The organism is Aerococcus urinaeequi (assembly GCF_001543205.1).
Taxonomy (GTDB): Bacteria; Bacillota; Bacilli; order Lactobacillales; family Aerococcaceae; genus Aerococcus; species Aerococcus urinaeequi.
Genome location: NZ_CP014162.1, coordinates 1,867,536 through 1,887,299 on the forward strand (window position 1 = coordinate 1,867,536; position 19,764 = coordinate 1,887,299).

Consider the following 19,764-nt stretch of genomic DNA (forward strand, 5'->3'; position numbering starts at 1 on the left):
CAATTGTATGTCAACCATACTTATGGTAGAATAACTAGGACATTAAAACGGAGGGGTATCTTTTGTATAATATATTATTAACCATTCTAATTATTATCGCCTTTTTACTAATTCTAGTAGTTGTTGCACAACCTTCTAAAGGAAACAGTGCAAGTAACTTAACTGGTGGTGGCGATGCAATGTTTGGTAAAAAGAAAAAAGCACGCGGATTTGAAGCTGTTTTAAATCGATTTACAATCATCTTAGGTGTAGCCTTTATGGTGATTGCCTTACTATTAGCAAACTTATCTTCATAACATTTGGGCGGTTCTGCTAGGGGACCGCTATTTTTATGCCTTACGTTTGCTGATGACAATGCAATTAATTGATTTAAAAGCGAATAAAACTTACAATGGAATAGCGAAGTCATTATGTATAAAGGATGATAATATATTAAGATTGAGAGTGGATATGCATGCAAGCAAAATTACCAGAACCATTTTTCTTTGAAGGTGATGAAAGGGCAGTAATCCTTTTCCACGCTTTTACAGGTACTTCGAACGACGTGCGGATGTTAGGACGTCGGTTAAATCGTGAAGGTTACACTGTTTATGCACCTCATTTAACAGGACATGGCACTATGGACGTATTCGATTTAATTAAGGAAGGCAATCCAGCTGCATGGCTACAAGACGGTCAAGATGCCTACGATTTTATGGTTGAAAAAGGCTATAAGCAGATTGCAGTTTTTGGCTTGTCATTAGGTGGGACAGTGGCTACCTCAGCGATTTTAAATAATCCGGCAATTGGTGGGGGCGTATTTAATACACCTATTGTCACAGATCAAGCTATTACTGATTCCAATGTACCAACATCATTTATGACCTATGCCCGAAAAGTCCAAAAATACGCTGGTAAGACCGAAGCAGAAATTAACCAGTCGGACGACAAAGTAGCCCAACAATTACATACAACCCTTACCGGTGTACATGCCATGAACCGTGATTTAAGCGCACGACTAGATGAATTGAAAGTGCCATTCTACATTGCAGCTTCTGGTCAAGATGAATTAGTTGACCCAACCGCTGGAGAGCAGTTTGCAGATGCCATTACCACTGCACCCGTTTATTTAAATAGCTTTAATTCAGCAAGGCATGTAATCACAGTCGGTAAATACCACCACGAATTTGAAGACACAGTAATAGAATATTTAACCAACCTAAATTGGGAGTGAAATAGTGAGTAGAAAAATTAATTATATGAAAAAAGAAATCCTTGCCGAGTTGGCAAGTTCAGAAGAAAATTACACAGCACAAACTTTAAGCCAAGCCTTGTCTTATGACCAAGCAGACGATTTTGCCGATTTGGTGAAAACCCTCGCTAAATTAGAGCAAGCTGGTGACATTGCCATTACAAGCAACGGTACCTTAAGTATCAAACAAGACAAAGCCACTTATACAGGGGTATTTACCCAGAATGCACGTGGATTTGGTTTCGTCAAAACTGATGAACTTGAAAAAGACATTTTCATTGGTAAAGGCAAAACCAATGGTGCCTTGCAAAGTGATGAAGTGCGGGTGAAAATCACCAGAGAAGCTCATCCTGCCAATGACAAGTCAGCTGAAGGTGAAATTGCTGAAGTATTAGTCCGTCATACAACACGCCTTACAGGTGAGTTTACGCCCTTTAATGATAATGATAAAGCGTCAACAGGTTTTATCGGCAGCGTGAAACCGCAAAACCATGGTTTAGACAATTTAACCGCCTTAGTAAGACCAGATGGCTTACACCCAGTAGAGGGTGAAATTGTTGTTGTCGAATTAGTGGATTATCCAGATGACCAACACCCATTTGCAGTTGCAGGTAACGTCATCCAACAAATCGGTCATAAAGATGAGCCGGGTGTAGATATCCTTGCCATTTTAAACATGTTTGAAATTCCGCATGAATTCCCTAATGAAGTTTTAGATCATGCCAATGAAGTGCCTGAAACCATCTCAAATGATGACTTAAAAGGACGTAAGGACCACCGTGACCTGTTGACTATTACAATTGATGGGGCAGATGCAAAAGACTTGGATGATGCCATCTCATTAAGTAAATTGCCAAATGGAAACTATCAATTAGGCGTCCATATTGCTGACGTGTCTTATTATGTGACAGAAGATTCAGCAATGGATAAAGAAGCCTATGAACGTGGGACGTCAGTTTATCTAACAGACCGCGTAGTCCCAATGTTACCGCAACGTTTATCTAATGGTATATGTTCATTACATCCAAATGTGGACCGTTTAACAATGACAGCTATCATGGAAATTGACCATAACGGCGGTATTGTTGATTATGATATTCATCCGTCAATTATCCACTCAGATTACCGAATGACTTATTCAGATGTAAATGCCATTATCACAGATAATGATTCAGAATTACGGGAAAAATACAGTGAAATCACTGACATGTTAGAAAATATGGGTGCTTTACATGAGATTTTATACAATAAACGTGTTAGTCGTGGTGCCATTGACTTTGACTCTCGTGAAGCGAAAATTATAGTTGATGGTGAAGGTCATCCTACAGCGATTGAAGTACGTGATCGTGGCGTTGGAGAGCGGATGATTGAATCATTCATGTTATCGGCGAACGAGACAGTTGCTGGCCATTTCACAAGGAAAGTATTGCCATTCATCTACCGTGTCCATGAGCAACCGGATGAAGACAGAATGCAACGTTTCTTAGAATTTGTGACGGCCTTTGGTATTGTGCCACAAGGGACAAAATCTTCTATTCGGCCAAAAGATATTCAAAATGTCTTGCGTGAGGTTGAAGGAGCGACTTTCCAACCGGTTGTATCCATGATGTTACTGCGTTCGATGAAACAAGCGAAATATGATATTGAACCAATCGGCCATTATGGTTTGGCGGCTGAAGATTACACTCACTTCACATCACCAATCCGTCGTTACCCAGACTTGATTGTTCATCGTTTAATTCACTTCTATGAAAGTCATGCACGTCCAAATGCAGACAAACAAGAGAAGATGAAGATGAAATTATCTGATATAGCAGAACATTCTTCCAAGATGGAACGTCGTAGTGTGGATGCTGAACGTGAAACGGATAGCTTGAAGAAAACAGAATTTATGCTGGATAAAATTGGCATGGAATTTGAAGGAATCATTTCGTCGGTTACTGGTTTTGGTTTATTCGTTGAATTACCAAATACAGTTGAAGGTTTAGTCCATATTTCTATGCTAAAAGACGATTACTACAACTTTGTAGATAGCCAGTTAGTGATGATTGGGGAGCATACTGGAAAAACTTACCGTATTGGGGACAGAGTGACTGTTAAAGTTATGGATGTTAACACAGATACACGTGACATCGATTTTGTCATTGTGAAGAGTGAAGATAACGGTGAATCAACTAGTTTACAGCGTCAAGATAACCGTAAAGGTGGACGTGGCAATAATAAAGGCCGTAAAGGCAACAATAGAAGCCGTAGACGTCAACAAGATAAAGAATCAAATGGTGGCAACCGCCGAAATGACCAATCTGGTGCTAGCAAGTCTCATAAGGAGAATAAGAACAAGCACACAGGTAAACCTCATCAGAAGGGTAAGAAGTCTGGTAGCAAGCCACAGAACGGCAAAGCTGGCGGTCAAGGACAAAATAATAAGCAAAATAGCAATAGTAAAAAATCAAATCAGAAACGGAGCTTTGTCATTCGTCAAAGTAAACGCAAATAAAAGATTTGAACAGTTAGAAGGTGACTAAATGGCAAAAGGCAAGAAAGTGCAGAAAAATGACGATAACGTCGTTGCACGTAATCGAAAAGCCAATCATGATTTTACGATTTTAGATACAATCGAGTGTGGTGTGGTCCTAACAGGGACTGAAATTAAATCTGTCCGCCAATCACGCTTGAATTTAAAAGATGGGTTCGCAAGAATCGATCGCGGAGAAGTCTGGATGTACAATGTCCATATTTCCGAATTTGAGCAGGGGAACATGTTTAACCATGACCCACTACGCCCACGTAAACTTCTATTGAAGAAGGCTGAAATTAATAAGTTACTAAAAGAGACTCAAAGGGAAGGTCATACCCTAGTACCACTAAAAGTTTATATTAAACGCGGTTACGCAAAAGTGCTATTAGGCGTAGCTGAGGGTAAGAAAAAATATGATAAGCGTCGTGCTTTAAAAGAGAAAGATATGAAACGAGAAGCGCAACGAGCATTGAAAATTTAATCAGGAAGCATACCTATGTGAAAAACTGCAAAGTTTATGGGTATGCTTTTTTGCTATTTTGTCATTAGTTAATGATAGCAAGTTAATAGATTATTTAATATAATTATAAAAGCGAATTAAGAAGGGCTTAAATAGCCAATTTTTTGAAAAAATCTCATGAATTTGTTAGAAATAGTAATATTGCAATTTTTATCTTCTGCGAGACATGGTATGATGGTTGAAAGAAAGTGAGTGAAGTAGTGATGGACTACAATGAACGTTATTTATTATTATTATCTGAGCAATTTCCAGATATTGCCTCAGTAACAACAGAAATCATTAATCTAGAAGCGATTATGGAATTACCTAAAGCCACAGAACATTTTATTAGTGACCTCCACGGCGAGTATGATGCTGTTTCGCATGTGTTACGTAATGGGTCGGGGAATATTAAAGAAAAGATTCGAGAGGTATTCCAAAACCGGTTATCGACGAATGAAATGAATCAGTTGGCAACCCTTGTCTACTATCCAGAAGAGAAGCTAGACCGAGTGTTAGCGGATATTACAGATGTAGAGGAAGAGCATGAATTCTATACGTTAACAATTTCTAGAATGGTGGAGTTGGGACAATTTGTTGTGTCTAAATACACCCGTTCAAAAGTGCGCAAGGCTATGCCAAAAGACATGTCTTACATCCTTGAGGAGTTGTTATTTAAGGATTCTGTCTTGACCAACAAGGGGTCTTACTACTGGAATATCATTCAAAATGTAATCGAATTAGGGGCAGCAAACCGTCTAATTGAAGCCCTGTCTGAATTGATGCAGGAACTTGTTGTCGATCATTTACACGTTTTAGGGGACATCTATGACCGTGGGCCGTCACCTGATAAAATTATTGACTTGTTGGCTGCTCAGAAATCCATCGATATCCAATGGGGGAATCATGACGCCATTTGGATGGGGGCTGCTTCAGGGTCACGCGTTTTGATTGCCAATGTATTACGGATTTGTGCCCGTTATGACAACTTAGAAATCATCGAGGATGGCTACGGTATTTCACTGAGACCCTTGGTGGCATTCGCGGAGGCTACATACCCGGATGACACTATCGCGGAATTCATGCCTAAGATTGACGATGCGGTGGACCATTTTCCAGAAGAAGTAAAACAAATTGCCAAGATGCAGCAGGCAATCACGATTATTCAATTTAAATTAGAAGCGCAAGTCATTAAACGCCACCCTGAATTTCAAACCGACAACCGCCTATTCCTTGATAAATTAGACTTGGAAAAAGGGACTGTACTCGTTGATGGGAAGGAATATGACTTGAAGAATACGACGTTCCCTACGGTAGACCCGGCAGACCCATTCAAATTAACTGAAGATGAAGAATATGTGATGGGGAAATTGCAAGCTGGTTTCTTAAATTCAGACCGTCTGCAAAAGCATATTGCCTACCTATATAGTAAGGGGTCATTGTATAAAGTTTACAATGAAAATCTGTTATATCACGGTTGTATTCCGATGAATGAAGATATGTCATTTAAGGCGGTTGAAATTCACGGCCGTTCATATGCAGGACGGGAATTGTTGGATCAATTTGAGAAGGCTATGCGTCAAGCTTTTGCGGCTCAAGGACCAAATGAAGATGAAAACCCTGATTTGGATTACATGTGGTATATCTGGCAAGGGGAAGGGTCGTCGCTATTTGGAAAGACCAAGATGACGACGTTTGAGCGTTACTATATTGAGGATGCTGAAACACATCATGAGCCAAAAAATATTTATTATACTTTACGTAATGACAAAGAGTGTGCTGAATTGATTTTAAGCGAGTTTGGTATTCGTCCAGATCGAGGGCATATTGTAAACGGCCATACACCGGTTAAAGAGCGTAAGGGTGAAGACCCAGTTAAAGCGGATGGTAAACTCTTAGTGATAGACGGTGGTTTTTCAAAAGCTTATCAACCAACCACAGGCCTAGCAGGTTATACCTTACTATATAATTCGTTTGGTATGTTATTAGTGAGCCACCAGCCATTCTCTAGTATTGAGGATGCAGTGGAACATGAAACAGATATCGTATCTACACGTCGAATTATCGATAAAGAGCTAGAACGATTACAAGTGCGCCAAACCGATGTAGGGGTTAAACTGGAAGACCAAGTTGCCCAGTTAAAAAAATTACTTCATGCCTATAGAAATGGTACAATAAGACCAAGAGTAGTGTAATTTGAGGAGGAATTTATTCATGTCAAAAGGTGTGACGATTTACTTCATGCGTCATGGAGAAACGTATCTAAACTATTATGGACGTATGCAAGGGTGGGCTGATGCGCCACTAACGCCACGCGGAGAAGAAGATGTACGTAGTAGTGGTCGTGGATTGGCCGATGTAGAATTTTCAGCAGTATATACGAGTGATTTACAACGTACGGTAAAAACAGCGGAACTGATTCTAGACGAAAATAAGGCAACTGCTAAAGATATTGAAATTGAGAAACGTCCAGAGTTCAGAGAAGTCTTCTTTGGTTCTTTTGAAGGATTAGACGCAAGAGGTTTATGGGACAAAGTAACAGAGATTGCTACAGGTAAAGATGGTTCCTATACTGGAGCAACTTCAGATGAAAGTGTTCGTTTAGAATTGAATGCTTTTAAAGAAATGGATCCTTACCACGATGCAGAAAACTTCATGGAATTTTGGATGCGTGTGGAATTAGGTTTGATTGATGTGATTACTAAACACAGAGAAACTGATAAAACGATTCTAATTGTGAGTCATGGGATGACTATCCGTAATATGATCCACGAATTAATCCCACAATTTGAAATTGATTCAATGCTAGATAATGCTAGTGTGTCCGTGGTTAGATATCAAGATGGTTTATACCACCTAGAAGCCTTTAACCAGACAGACCACTTTGCCCGTAAAGAAATCAATGACGAAGAAACAGATTTGGATCATTCAGATATTTCATAAACAATAAAAAGCATGACAGAATAGGCGAGTGCGTCTACTTTGTCATGCTTTTCTTTTAAGGATTGAGAGGTTACCTATGTGTTTAATTACTTTTTCTATTCAAACGGATACTGAATACCCTTTCGTTCTGACCGCAAATCGCGATGAGGCTTATTCAAGAGCGAGTTTACCTATTCATGAATGGGAAGAACCTGCTAACATTATTGGCGGTCGTGACTTGAAACAAGGCGGGACTTGGTTGGCATTTTCTAAGGCGGGTAAATTTGCTGCGCTAACTAATTATCCCTTTGTAGACCGCCAAGTAGCTGACCCGATTAGCCGGGGGTTCCTGATTATGGACTACCTGGATTCGGAAATCAGTGCTAGTGACTATGTATCTAATTTACGTTACCATAGAGAACAGTTTGAAGGGTATCATCTACTAGTTGGTCGAATTCATCCTAAAATAGAACTCAAAATGTACAATAATGTAGATGATAGCTTGACTAATTATGCAGCAGGTATTCATTCAATATCTAACACCTACGATGATTTGTCAGCCTACCGGAAAAGTCAGTCGGTGAAAGATTTAACGCATTTAATGCAAGGTGAAATTGATTTAAATAAAATGCTAAAAAACTTTCAAAATACCGAGTCGAATCCCCGTTTAACAGATTTTCCTAGCTTTTTGACTCTAGATCAGGCCAAAAAGGCATCAGGCATTTTTATCGAAGGCCAAGGAGACTTTGGGACAGTTTCTACAACCGCTATCGCCTTGGATAAATCAGGGCATTTAATCATAAAAGAAGTCCGCTATTTAAAAAATAAGACGAATGAAACGACAGAAATAAAATACAATTTTAACTAATTGGTCCCTTTGCGTGTAAATGACTTTTAATTTGCTAAATTTTCTTAGTAAAAATTATCATGAATGTTAATAAGTAAAAACAGGAGGTAGAATTATGAATTTCGGTACAAGTATCGCGGTTGGTGTATCAATCGGTGTGGGATTAGGTGCAGCATTTAATAATATGTTACTGGGAATTCTGATAGGTTTAGCTATTGGAGTAGCTTTAGGATCAGGTTCTTTAGCACAGAAAATGAGAAAAGATAAAGAAAATCAAGAAAATGAAGAGAATAAAGAAGATGTATAATGGCTGGTAAGTAAGTTCGTGAACCATCAACTAAAGAATAAAAAGCATGAAATGATTTACAGAAAAACTGTATCGTCATTTCATGCTTTTATTTTGTACGAATTATACCATTCATAGATTGATTACTAAAATTCACGATTAACTGATTATGCTCGAGTTATAATGCTAACTTTAAGTCTCCTGATTTAATCCAACCTATATTTCTAAATGCTTTGTTAAAGAAATAAGCAAGTACACCAGGGATCACAAATAACAGAAGGATAATTTTAATAATAATAAAGAATAACGGCTCAGATCCTATCATACCTGTTAATACACCGATTGGGGTAACTAGTCCTGATGTTCCAGAACCGGATGCACTTGGCGTACAGATAATGGGGATGAGTGTAGTTGCTAATGCGCCACAAATAGCACAGATGATAGTTGGTGGTACTAATACTTTTGGATTTCGCATGATATTCGCAACTTGAATCATTGGTGAGCCAGGAATTTGCGCCCAAATCCCTTTCCAACCATTTTCTTCAAAACTCATAATGCCAAAGGCGACACAGACAGCACAACAACCAGCAGCAGTTGCACCTGAAGCTGCACCCGTCAAGTTAATCATTACAACGATTGCTGTAGAAGATGTTGGTAAAACTAATAAAATCCCCATTGCTGCACCTATGACTAGGCCCATCAATAAAGGTTGTAAATTCGTTGCTTCATTAATCATAGCACCAATACCTTGCATGGCTGAATCAATTGGTGGCCCAACGAAATAGCCAACTGTTGCACCTGTAGCTATCGTTGTAAGAGGTGTTAGTACTACGTCTATAGAGGTTTCACCCGAAACAAGTTTACCAAATTCAGCACCAATTACCGCTGCAATATATGCGCCAATTGGTCCCCCCAACTGGTAGCCAACCCAACCTGTTATTGTAGAAGCAAAAATGACTAAATTGGGTGCTTTCAATCCAATCCCTCCCATAACTTAAAACTAATTAACAAGATAAGTTAATGATAGCGTATACATAAAAGGTTATCGATAGCTAAACTAGACAACAAAGTTTCGAATTTTATCTAAAGGTTATAATAATTGGTCTATTACATTGCCAAATAATATATCTTACTATGCAATGCAATATAAAAAGGTAGCCAGCACATGCTCGCTACCTAGAATAATTCTTTTAAAACACTATTGATTTGAGTATAGAGTAGTTATTTTGTTTTACGGTGAATATTTAATGATGTTGTATAAGTTGGCAATGACTTTTGGAATAGAAACTCGCCATTTCGCACAGAGGCTAAACATTCTACCCGACGACGTTGTGCATCAAAGGGTGAATCGGCATCTAGAATAATAAAGTTAGCGTCTTTTCCTTCATCTAAACCGTAAACATCATCTAATTGCATCAGATGCGCACCATTATAAGTTACTAAATCAAAGTTGCGGTCAAAATCTTCTTTACGCATCAATTGTGTCGCATGAATACCATTATCAAGAATGTTCATCATATTCCCTGAACCAGCCGGATACCATAAATCGACAATAGAGTCTTGACCAAATGCGACATTGATATCATTATCAACGAATTCTTTTACACGTGTTAATCCACGACGTTTTGGATAGGTATCTTGACGCCCCTGTAAAAATAAGTTTTCTGTAGGGCAGGATACGAAATTTAAACCTGATTGACGGAAAAGACCAACCATACGAAAAGCATAAGCATCATTAACTGATCCAAACGAACAAGTATGAGAGGCTGTTGTATATTGGCCATAACCTTGTTTCATAGCTTCTGCGTTTAATATCTCTAAGAACCGAGCTTGATCATCGTCAGTTTCATCACAATGAACATCAATTAATTTATTATATTTTATTGCTAGTCGCACAATTTCTTTTATAGATGCCATCCCATCTTCACGGGACCATTCGTTGTGTGGGATTCCTCCCACGCAGTCAGCACCTAATTTTAATGCTTCTTCAACTAAATCGCGGCCTGTTTTGCCATCTTCAGAAAATGAAAACATACCATTCTGTGGAAAAGCAACTACCTGAATAGTAATGTTATCTTTTAATTCATCACGAATTTCTAAAGCGGCTCTAATTCCGGTTAAGTTAGGATCCGTACAATCTGTTTGTGCACGAATGTATTGGGTGCCATAACTAGCTACGTCTTCAACTGCTTGACGAATACGTGCTTTCATTTCTTCAATGGTAGTGCCTTTTTTATAATCATTCCATAGGTCAATGGCTTCAAATAATGTGCCAGAATTGTTATTCACCTTATCATCTTGACCTGTAAAATAATAATCAAGATGTAAATGAGCATCAACATATGGGGGTAACACTAAGCGCCCATTAAGATCAATTGTTTCATCAGCTTGTCCGAGATATTTACCAAATTTTTTGAACTTACCATTTTCTATTAAAATTTCACTAGCCTCGGGATGTTTATAAATAGTTGCATTTATCAATTTTTTTCTCAATTTTAAATACCTCCTAAAATATTGCATAAATTAACTTTACGACTAAACCCCTACAAAAAGCAAGGTTAATAGGAGAGATTTACAGATATTATAAATGTTAGAAAAAAGTTTAATGATATTCAGGATATTCTGATGATTAAATTTACAAATATACATTACAAGGTTCATTGCAAAATTTCACTTTTTCTACAAAAAATAGATAATCGGCTTCAGTAGTAATTCATATCCATAAAAGGCAGAGAAGGAGAAGTATTAATTGATAAAAATATTTATCTATATTATTTTATATATTTATAAGTCATAAAGAGTTGATAAGTGTGAAAATACTATTATTTGAAACGATCGCCTTTTATATGTTATAATAAAGAATACAAAAGCGGGGGTGTTATTGGATTCGACAGGCATAGCCCGGTGTACAACTACTGCTCGGAGGTTACGGCTTCGCAACAACGTTACCAGTTTAAAATTAACTGACAAACAAGAAACAAACACTTTAGCTTTCGCTGCGTAAAAACAGTGAGCTAAGATTCGCCTAGCGTCACCTATGCGTTAGTTCCGAGTCCTATTATAGTAGGTTACGTTCTAAGCTTCCGTCTGGAGTAAGGAAAAGAGATTAATCAGACTAGCAATCTAATTGGTTTGTTTATTCACCATTAGTGCGCGAATCCGAGAATGAACTATAGTGGTAAAAGTTGTATAATCGGAGTGTTTGGACAGGGGTTCAAATCCCCTCACCTCCATTTTGAGTATATTAAAGCTCATCATATAGACTCAAGAACGTTGATATATCAATGTTCTTGAGTTTTTGCTTATCAAAGAAAATTATAGAAAATCAAAACATTTTGCACTTATTTTGCACTCTAGTCATCTTAAATTCCCGTATATGTATATGGTACGCAAGTATAGTTACGATAGACATTAAAATATTTCGCTTTTTATAAATAGCCTAAATTTATAAATGGATATTGTAAACGCACTTATTAAAGAGAGCCTCTTCGTTTGTATTCAATTATATATATGCTATAATATATATATTATAAATGAAAGAGGTTGATATCATGACAGAAGAAAACAACGGTACTTTCGATAAAATTAAAGGTTCAGTAAACGAAGCAGTCGGAAAAGTGACTGGTGACAAAGAGCAAGAAGGTAAAGGTAAAGGCCAACAAGCTCGCGGTGAAGTTGAAGAAAAAGTAAACGACGCTAAAAAAGCTTTTGATGATGCAAAAGAAGATGTGAAAGGTCGTTTAGATGGTTTCGCCAATAACGACGAAGATAAATAAGTTTCTCAAATAAATGAAAGTGAAGATGTGGCTTTGAAACCACATCTTTTTTATTGCTTCAATAATATTTGAATGAATTATCTGTTTATTGATATAGGCAACTGCTTCGTTGTTGGTTTGAATAAGGAGTACAGTTTGTGCCTATACTAAGTTCATAAATTAAGTTTCAGCCAACTTCTTGTATCTCCTATTCATAAGATAGGCTATAATTTGAGATAGAGAAGTGAAACATATTAGGAGGTTTACGGATGAGACGTGTAATTATTGATTCAGATACTGCTGGGGACGATACAACGGCCATATTGATGGCGATGAAATACTTTAAGGTAGAAGGGATTACTATCGTTGCGGGTAATGTGGCTTTTGACCAAGAAGTAGATAATGCTTTGACAACGATTGAAACCTATCAACCAGGCTATAAGATTCCAGTGTTTAAGGGTTATCAAAATCCGATGACTGCACTGCCAAATGAAACGCACGATACGGTAGAGGAGATTCAAGGTGGCAATGGAATGGGTGATGCTGTATTTCCTAAACCAACACAAACTGCTGAAGATGGACATGCGATTGATTTTATTATTGATACGGTGAAGGCAAATCCAGGCGAAATTGAAATTTTAGCTCTAGCGCCTTTAACCAATATTGCAATGGCAATTAAAAAAGCCCCAGAAATTATGAAGGATATCAAGCATATCTGGATTATGGGTGGGGTAAACAACCGCTTAGGGAATATGAATGTCTCGGCTGAATATAACTTCTATGTGGATCCAGAGGCAGCACGAATTGTCCTAAATGCTTCTACGCCTAAGACCATGGTGACTTGGGACGCCAGTTTAGACTTCGGTGTGATGTACGAAGAAGATATTGAAGAAATTCAAGCACTGAACACTAAAGGGTCTAAATTCTTCCTAGATATTAATATGTTTGTCCGTGAGTTTGAACTGGCAAAACGAGGAATCGACGGGATTACTTGTACAGACTCATTATTGGTTGCAGTTGCTGCGGTACCAGAATTGATGCTTCAAGCGACTGAATATTACGTGGATGTTGAAACTCAAGGTCAATTTGCCCGTGGCTACAACATTGTTGACTGGGAAGAGGAATTCAAACGTGCGCCGAATTGCCGAGTTGCAGAGAGGATTTCTAGCCAAGGATTTAAAGACCAATTGGTGAGCTTGTTAGCGGAAATTCAATAGGGAGAATTCGATGGTGAATTGGCAGTACTTAATTGAAGAAATGTATGATCATGCAAGCGATGATGCTGAACCGATGGCCAAGTACCAACGTAACCAGTTTCCATTTCTTGGTATCAAAAGCCAAATGCGCCGGGATATTTTTAAACCCTACCTAAAGGAAGCGAAAGCAGAAGCAAAGTTGCGCTTCATGGAAAATCCTAATCAAGCAATAATTGACTGGGCTTTTGTTGACGAATTTTGGTCATTTTCCGAAAGAGAATTTCAATATATTGTTTGTGATTATTTGAAAGAAATGAAGAAATATTTGCAGCCGGATGATTTATCTAGATTAAAAACATTGATTGTCCAAAAATCGTGGTGGGATTCGGTGGATGCCTTGGTTAAAACAATCGGTTATTTAGTCCATAAGAATCCTGATTTGAAGTCGGAAATGGCGGCGTGGAGCTCATCGGATAATATCTGGTTGAAGCGGACTTCAATGATCCATCAACTGGGGATGAAGGGGCAAACAGATACTATTTTATTAGCTGAAACTTGTGAAAATTGCTTGCATACAGATGAATTTTTTATCAATAAGGGAATGGGTTGGATCTTGCGTGATTATGCGAAAACCAACCAAACTTGGGTGGAAAATTTCTTAAAAAACCATGAGAGTGACTTATCTAACTTAACCTGGCGCGAGGCCACAAAATACTTTTACTTAGAAAAAAACCAGATATAATGGCGTTTTTCAACGGGTAAGCCTTTAAATTATTATTAAAATACAAAATATGGTACAATGGTGATTAGAAGGCGCATGGTTAACTAGGAGGCTATATATGAGTATTAAAGTCACAGATGAAATGCAAGAACTAGTTGGAACTGAATTACGTCGTGGTACAAGTAAGTCGAGAATTGCATCATTACTAGATTTACCCTACGATGAGGCAGTAGAAGTTATTAATACTGTAAAAGAGTCTGTACGACCAGATATAGGAGACGAAATACGCTTCACCTTCCGTGAACGCAACATGGTAGGAAGAATTGAAAAATTATTAACAAACTCAGCAGTTGTTAAAATTTATTGGGATTATTCTGATGAAGAGATGCGAGAAATTTGCGAATCAAAAACAATTGTCAATTTTAAAGACATCGATGAGTATGTTAAAGTGCCTTCTAGCTAATACATACACGTATAAATAGTAAGAAAGAGAGTCGGGGTGAAAATCTCGGCTTTTTCTTTTTTTGTCCAATGACCATCACTAAAATGATGACGCATATGTGATGCAATGGGTATATAAAGTTTTTTGCTTGCTATCCATATTTCTATAAGTTAGGTGACTTGCTAATAGAAATAGCAATTTAGCAAAATTCCGGGTAAACTTTTACGAGGGATAAAAATGGAAAGATTTTTGACTACAAAATAAAAATGTATACGTCGCTATTGTTATTGGCATATATCTTACTTATCATTTTATCAGCTGTATGGGTAACCAATTCACAAGGTCAACCTTTCGCCAGTGAGCATATCACTGCTTTTATATCGTATATCTGTACTGGTCATCTATTCTATCAGCAAGATCTTTTTAGCAAAAAATCCGCAACAAAAATTTGTTGTGATGATTATTCTGGTGCAGCTTTTCCTCCATTTTGCCTTTGAGGCAATAGGTAGTTTGTTTGCCATCTAAATAAGGCCAGTTGATTGCCTTGTAAGCAACCAATAATATACTAGAGAATATTGAAATAACAACAGGGATTTTAAAGGCTCTAAGACAAACATTTTTTTATCTTAGAGCTTTTTTACGTATTTAGTTCTTTACTAGAAATGCTAACTAGACTTTTGCGTGACAGAATCTTCTTTCTTCTTGTCCTTTATAGATAGCAGTATTTTTGAAGCTGATGATAGTAAGAAAATCCCAGTTTATTTGTTAGGGCAAGCAACCATCCGATTACCATCAAATCATTAGAATAAATAGTCAAAATACAATTTTTGTTTCACAAAAAATCAAGTTTTTAAGCGCCTGTCATAATCTTAAAGGCTTGAATGCAAGTTTTGTAACGCTTACATCGGATTTGTTTCTTAAAAATGAATAAACTAGTTTCGATAACTAGTTGACAAAGTTATATATATAATTTAATATCTCGTTATTGACTTTATTACATGTCAAACAAAATTAAACTTTATCGTATTCATAAATCGATATCCTTTTTATAGGGATAGGCGACCTAATATATGATTACGCAAATTATGGAGGAATATAAAATAATGACAACTTTTGAAAAAATCCAAGAATTGATCACTGAACAATTAGACTTAGAGGCTGGCGAAGTGAAAGCAACTACAAATATTCGTGAAGATATTGACGCTGACTCTTTAGACTTATTCCAAATCATTAATGACATCGAAGACGAATTCGATATCGAAATTGAAGATGAAGAAAAAATTAACACTGTTCAAGATTTAGTTGACTACGTAGAAGCAAACAAATAATTTCTGCCTACAAACTAGTCGATTAAGAGAGGAAGTAATCCTTTAGTGAAAACAGATTTTTGGGAACGCATAGGTGTTGAATACCCAATTATCCAAGGTGCTATGGCTTGGGTTGCCGATGCGGATTTAGCATCAGCAGTTTCCAATGCTGGCGGACTTGGTGTAATTGGTACTGGGCATGATCCTGTTGATGTTGTAAAAGCCAAAGTTGAAAAGATGCAACAATTAACAGATAAACCATTCGCTGTAAATGTCATGTTGCTAAATGAACATGTCGAGGAAGTAGTGGATTATATCTGTCAATCTGGTGTGAAGACAATTACAACTGGTGCTGGATCTCCAGGTAAATATATGGATAGATTCAACGCAGCGGGAATTTCAGTCATTCCAGTGGTCGCTTCTGTCGGACTTGCAAAACGGATGGAACGTGAAGGCGTGCATGCGGTGATTGTTGAGGGGATGGAATCAGGTGGTCACGTGGGGCGACAAACTACCATGGCTTTATTACCACAAGTAACAAAAGCTTTGGATATCCCAGTCATTGCGGCTGGAGGTATTGGTGACGGTCGAGGAATGGCAGCAGCACTTATGTTAGGTGCGGTTGGTATTCAAGTAGGGACACGTTTTGTTGTTGCAGATGAATCAAATGCCCATGATAACTTTAAAGAGCGTATCATTAAGGCAAAAGATATCGACACTGTATTAACTGGCGAATCTACTGGACATCCAGTCCGTGTATTACGGAACAAATTGACCAAAGAATATCTTAAAGTAGAAAAAGAAGAAGCAAGTAAGGCTAATCCTGATTGGGACAGACTTGAAGCGCTTGGATCAGGTGCTTTACGTCGTGCTGTTGTTGAAGGGAATTTAGACACGGGTTCATTTATGGCCGGCCAAATTGCCGGATTAGTGGATAAACGTGAAACAGTTTCAGAAATTATTCAATCATATATGACGGAATGTAAAGAAACAATTGCTGCTCGAGCAAGTGAATGGCTTTAAAGCTGAGAATTAAATTGACATATGTGAGCAGTGAGATGGTTTGTGCATTTCACTGCTTTTCTATTAAGAGGAGACGAACATGGCAATAGCTTTTTTATACGCTGGTCAAGGCGCACAGTATTCAGGGATGGGGCAAGACTTACTCAACCATCATCCTGAGATTGCAACTTACTTTGACAAAGCCTCAGAAGTTCTAGGCTATTCAATGAAAGACCTATGCTTTCAAGAAGATACAGAATTAAATCAAACAGAATACACACAACCCGCTATTTTAACCGTATCAACAGCCTTTACAGCCCTTCTAAGGGAGGCAGGCATTACAGCCGACTACCTAGCTGGATTAAGCTTAGGCGAGTACACAGCCCTTGTTGAAGCGGGCGTATTGTCCTTTGAAGATGCGGTTGATTTAGTGAGCCATCGTGGTCGTTTTATGCAAGCAGCTGCGCCTGCAGGTGCCGGCAAAATGGTAGCCGTGATGAAAGCTGAACGCGCTTTAATAGAAGAGATTTGCCAGCAAGTGCGCGAAGCTTCTGGTCAATACGTTGCACCAGCAAACTACAATACACCAAAACAAATCGTAATCGGTGGTGACGCTTCGGCAGTAGATACTGCAGTTGCTAAGTTGACTGAAGCAGGCGTGAAGAAAATGGTGGAATTAAACGTTTCTGGTCCTTTCCACACGGCCTTATTATCACAAGCAAGTGACCAATTAGCTGATTATTTAGACAAATTTGATTTTAAGCCACAAAGAGTACCGGTTATTTCAAATACAACAGCTACAGCGCACCAGGATGGACAAGTAAAAGACTTGTTAATCCAACAAGTGATGAAGCCAGTTAAATGGTCAGATTCAATTGAACACTTAATTGAACAAGGGGTAGATACGGTCATTGAAATTGGCCCTGGTAAAACCTTGTCTTCATTTATGAAACAAATCAATAAAGAGATTAAGATTTACCGAGTTGAAGACGAAGAAACCCTGCAGGCAACTATCGCAGGATTGAAAGGATAAGCTATGACTGAGAATACACAAGAATTAAAGAAAACAGCCCTTGTCACAGGCGGTAGCCGTGGTATTGGTGCAAGCATCGCTCACAAGTTTGCAGACCAAGGATACAATATTGTCATTGTTTCCCGCTCTGGTTCTACTGAAAACCATATCCAGGCTTTAGAAAGCAAAAATGTTGTTGTGAAGGATTTCAAGGGTGACGTAACGGATACCGATTTTGCCAAAGAAATCATGACTTTCATCAAAGCAAATTTCCAAACCATCGATGTATTAGTGAATAATGCTGGTATTACCCGCGACACGCTACTAATGCGTATGAAAGAAGCAGATTTCGATGCAGTGATCGATATTAACTTAAAAGGGACATTCAATTTCATTCAAGCAGCTAGCAAACTAATGATGAAGCAACGTCAAGGTGCCATTATTAATATTGCATCAGTGATTGGTCAAATGGGTAACGTTGGTCAAGCTAACTATGCAGCTTCAAAAGCGGGGATTCTTGGATTAACGAAGGCTGCAGCACGTGAATTAGGTATGCGTGGTGTCACAGTTAATGCCATTGCACCAGGCTACATTGAAACTGAAATGACAGATGAAATTCCAGAAAAAGCCAAAACGGCTATGCTGGAAAATATTCCTTTACAAAAACTTGGACAACCATCGGACATCGCTGAAGCCGTGTACTTCTTAGCTAACCAAAGCTATATCACAGGTACAACGCTTGATGTCAACGGTGGCTTGTATATGAATTAGGAGGCAATAAATATGACAAACAGAGTAGTCGTAACAGGTATGGGTGCTATTACACCTATCGGAAATGACGCAAAAACATTTTGGACCAATTTAAAAGCCGGCGAGCACGGCTTTGGGCCAATCACAAAATTTGATGCCAAAGATTTAAATGCGAAATTAGTGGCTGAAGTAAAAGACTTCAATCCAAAAGATTTCATGGACCGTAAAGAAGCAAAACGTATGGACTTATACAGTCAATACGCAGTAGCTGCAGCCATCGAAGCTGTTGCGGACGCGAATCTAGACGTTGAAAATGCTGACGTTGACCGTATCGGGGTTTACTTAGGTACTGGTATCGGTGGTATTCAAGAAATCGAAAAAGGTGTGTTAAAAATGCAAGATAAAGGGATCAAACGAGTGAATCCTTTATTCGTACCTGTTTCTATTTCAAATATGGGTGCTGCCAATATCTCTATGCACTTTGGCTTAAAAGGGCCAGCTTTAACTATGGTTACAGCTTGTGCTTCTGCTAACAATGCCATTGGTGAAGCTTTCCGTTATATTAAACATGGTTATGCAGATGTCATGATTGCTGGTGGTGCTGAAGGTGCGATTAACGAAATCGGTTTAGGTGGTTTCGACAACCTAACAGCGACAAGTGATTCAACTGATCCAAACCGCGCTTCAATCCCATTCGATAAGGACCGTAATGGTTTTGTGATGGGTGAAGGTGCTGGTATCTTGGTATTAGAATCCTTAGAATCAGCGCAAGCTCGTGGCGCAAACATCTATGCTGAAATCGGTGGTTACGGTTCTACTTCAGACGCTTACCACTTAACTGCGCCATCTGAAGATGGTTCTGGTGCAGCGAAAGCGATGTTAAACGCTTTAGAAGAAGGTAACATCGCTAAAGAAGAAGTTTCTTACATAAATGCTCACGGTACAAGTACCCCAGCAAATGATTCTTCTGAAACAGTTGCGATTAAACGTGCATTTGGTGAAGAATTGGCTTATAAAATTCCAGTTTCTTCTACAAAATCATCAGTTGGTCACTTACTAGGTGCTGCTGGTGCTGTTGAAGCCATTGCAAGTATCATGGCTATCCAAGATTCATTTATTCCAGCTACATTAGGCTACAAGAATCCAGATCCATTATGTGATTTAGATATCGTACCGAATGTTGGACGCGAACAAGAAGTAAACGTTGTTGTCAGCAACACTTTAGGTTTTGGTGGACACAACACAGTTATTGCCTTTAAAAAGGTTGGTGAATAAG

At 38.3% G+C, this 19,764-nt stretch carries 19 protein-coding genes and 1 other RNA gene; 18 read left to right on the plus strand and 2 right to left on the minus strand.

Going from position 1 to position 19,764, the window contains the following annotated elements; genetic code table 11:
* The first annotated feature begins 62 nt into the window (after nt 1–62).
* From secG to AWM74_RS08665, 8 genes are all read left to right on the plus strand, one after another.
* Nucleotides 63–296 carry a preprotein translocase subunit SecG gene (secG, locus tag AWM74_RS08630; RefSeq protein WP_003143098.1) on the plus strand — a complete coding sequence of 78 codons (234 nt, stop codon included), beginning with the start codon at nt 63–65 and terminating at the stop codon, nt 294–296.
* 158 nt (nt 297–454) lie between these two features.
* Nucleotides 455–1,213, plus strand: a complete 759-nt coding sequence (locus AWM74_RS08635) for an alpha/beta hydrolase (protein WP_026465972.1) — start codon at nt 455–457, stop codon at nt 1,211–1,213.
* 4 nt (nt 1,214–1,217) lie between these two features.
* Nucleotides 1,218–3,728, plus strand: a complete 2,511-nt coding sequence (rnr, locus tag AWM74_RS08640; protein WP_026465973.1) for a ribonuclease R — start codon at nt 1,218–1,220, stop codon at nt 3,726–3,728.
* A gap of 28 nt (nt 3,729–3,756) precedes the next feature.
* On the plus strand, nt 3,757–4,230 hold the full coding sequence (gene smpB / locus AWM74_RS08645; RefSeq protein ID WP_016897442.1) for an SsrA-binding protein SmpB: 474 nt from the start codon (nt 3,757–3,759) through the stop codon (nt 4,228–4,230).
* 242 nt (nt 4,231–4,472) lie between these two features.
* Nucleotides 4,473–6,443 (plus strand): fructose-1,6-bisphosphatase, encoded by a 1,971-nt coding sequence (locus AWM74_RS08650; RefSeq protein WP_026465975.1) that lies wholly within the window; start codon nt 4,473–4,475, stop codon nt 6,441–6,443.
* A gap of 19 nt (nt 6,444–6,462) precedes the next feature.
* Nucleotides 6,463–7,191 (plus strand): histidine phosphatase family protein, encoded by a 729-nt coding sequence (locus AWM74_RS08655; protein ID WP_026465976.1) that lies wholly within the window; start codon nt 6,463–6,465, stop codon nt 7,189–7,191.
* A gap of 76 nt (nt 7,192–7,267) precedes the next feature.
* Entirely contained in the window at nt 7,268–8,038 is a 771-nt protein-coding gene (locus AWM74_RS08660; RefSeq protein WP_026465977.1) for an NRDE family protein, read from the plus strand.
* 94 nt (nt 8,039–8,132) lie between these two features.
* Nucleotides 8,133–8,324, plus strand: a complete 192-nt coding sequence (locus tag AWM74_RS08665; RefSeq protein ID WP_034258169.1) for a glycine zipper domain-containing protein — start codon at nt 8,133–8,135, stop codon at nt 8,322–8,324.
* A gap of 157 nt (nt 8,325–8,481) precedes the next feature.
* On the opposite strand, the gene AWM74_RS08670 is transcribed toward AWM74_RS08665, so the two are convergent.
* On the minus strand, nt 8,482–9,279 hold the full coding sequence (locus AWM74_RS08670; RefSeq protein ID WP_051218235.1) for a PTS sugar transporter subunit IIC: 798 nt from the start codon (nt 9,277–9,279) through the stop codon (nt 8,482–8,484).
* A gap of 245 nt (nt 9,280–9,524) precedes the next feature.
* On the minus strand, nt 9,525–10,796 hold the full coding sequence (locus AWM74_RS08675; RefSeq protein WP_026465978.1) for an amidohydrolase family protein: 1,272 nt from the start codon (nt 10,794–10,796) through the stop codon (nt 9,525–9,527).
* Between the two features lie 378 nt (nt 10,797–11,174).
* Here AWM74_RS08675 and ssrA point away from each other — a divergent pair.
* The 10 genes from ssrA to fabF all read left to right on the plus strand — a co-directional run bounded on the left by ssrA (nt 11,175) and on the right by fabF (nt 19,763).
* Nucleotides 11,175–11,539, plus strand: a transfer-messenger RNA (tmRNA) gene (ssrA, locus tag AWM74_RS08680).
* 315 nt (nt 11,540–11,854) lie between these two features.
* A complete protein-coding gene (locus AWM74_RS08685; RefSeq protein WP_026465979.1) occupies nt 11,855–12,079 on the plus strand; it encodes a CsbD family protein in 225 nt (74 codons plus the stop codon).
* A 248-nt stretch (nt 12,080–12,327) separates the two neighbouring features.
* Nucleotides 12,328–13,275 carry a nucleoside hydrolase gene (locus AWM74_RS08690; RefSeq protein ID WP_026465980.1) on the plus strand — a complete coding sequence of 316 codons (948 nt, stop codon included), beginning with the start codon at nt 12,328–12,330 and terminating at the stop codon, nt 13,273–13,275.
* A gap of 10 nt (nt 13,276–13,285) precedes the next feature.
* On the plus strand, nt 13,286–13,996 hold the full coding sequence (locus AWM74_RS08695) for a DNA alkylation repair protein (protein ID WP_034258173.1): 711 nt from the start codon (nt 13,286–13,288) through the stop codon (nt 13,994–13,996).
* A 97-nt stretch (nt 13,997–14,093) separates the two neighbouring features.
* Entirely contained in the window at nt 14,094–14,438 is a 345-nt protein-coding gene (locus tag AWM74_RS08700; protein ID WP_003142778.1) for a hypothetical protein, read from the plus strand.
* Nucleotides 14,439–15,520: 1,082 nt separating this feature from the next.
* Nucleotides 15,521–15,745: an acyl carrier protein gene (locus AWM74_RS08705; RefSeq protein ID WP_003142776.1), complete on the plus strand. Its 225-nt coding sequence runs from the start codon at nt 15,521–15,523 to the stop codon at nt 15,743–15,745.
* A 45-nt stretch (nt 15,746–15,790) separates the two neighbouring features.
* Entirely contained in the window at nt 15,791–16,747 is a 957-nt protein-coding gene (gene fabK, locus AWM74_RS08710; RefSeq protein ID WP_026465982.1) for an enoyl-[acyl-carrier-protein] reductase FabK, read from the plus strand.
* Nucleotides 16,748–16,826: 79 nt separating this feature from the next.
* A complete protein-coding gene (fabD, locus tag AWM74_RS08715) occupies nt 16,827–17,759 on the plus strand; it encodes an ACP S-malonyltransferase (protein WP_026465983.1) in 933 nt (310 codons plus the stop codon).
* A gap of 3 nt (nt 17,760–17,762) precedes the next feature.
* Nucleotides 17,763–18,509: a 3-oxoacyl-[acyl-carrier-protein] reductase gene (gene fabG / locus AWM74_RS08720; RefSeq protein WP_026465984.1), complete on the plus strand. Its 747-nt coding sequence runs from the start codon at nt 17,763–17,765 to the stop codon at nt 18,507–18,509.
* A gap of 12 nt (nt 18,510–18,521) precedes the next feature.
* Nucleotides 18,522–19,763: a beta-ketoacyl-ACP synthase II gene (gene fabF, locus AWM74_RS08725; protein WP_026465985.1), complete on the plus strand. Its 1,242-nt coding sequence runs from the start codon at nt 18,522–18,524 to the stop codon at nt 19,761–19,763.
* Nucleotide 19,764: the final 1 nt, after the last annotated feature.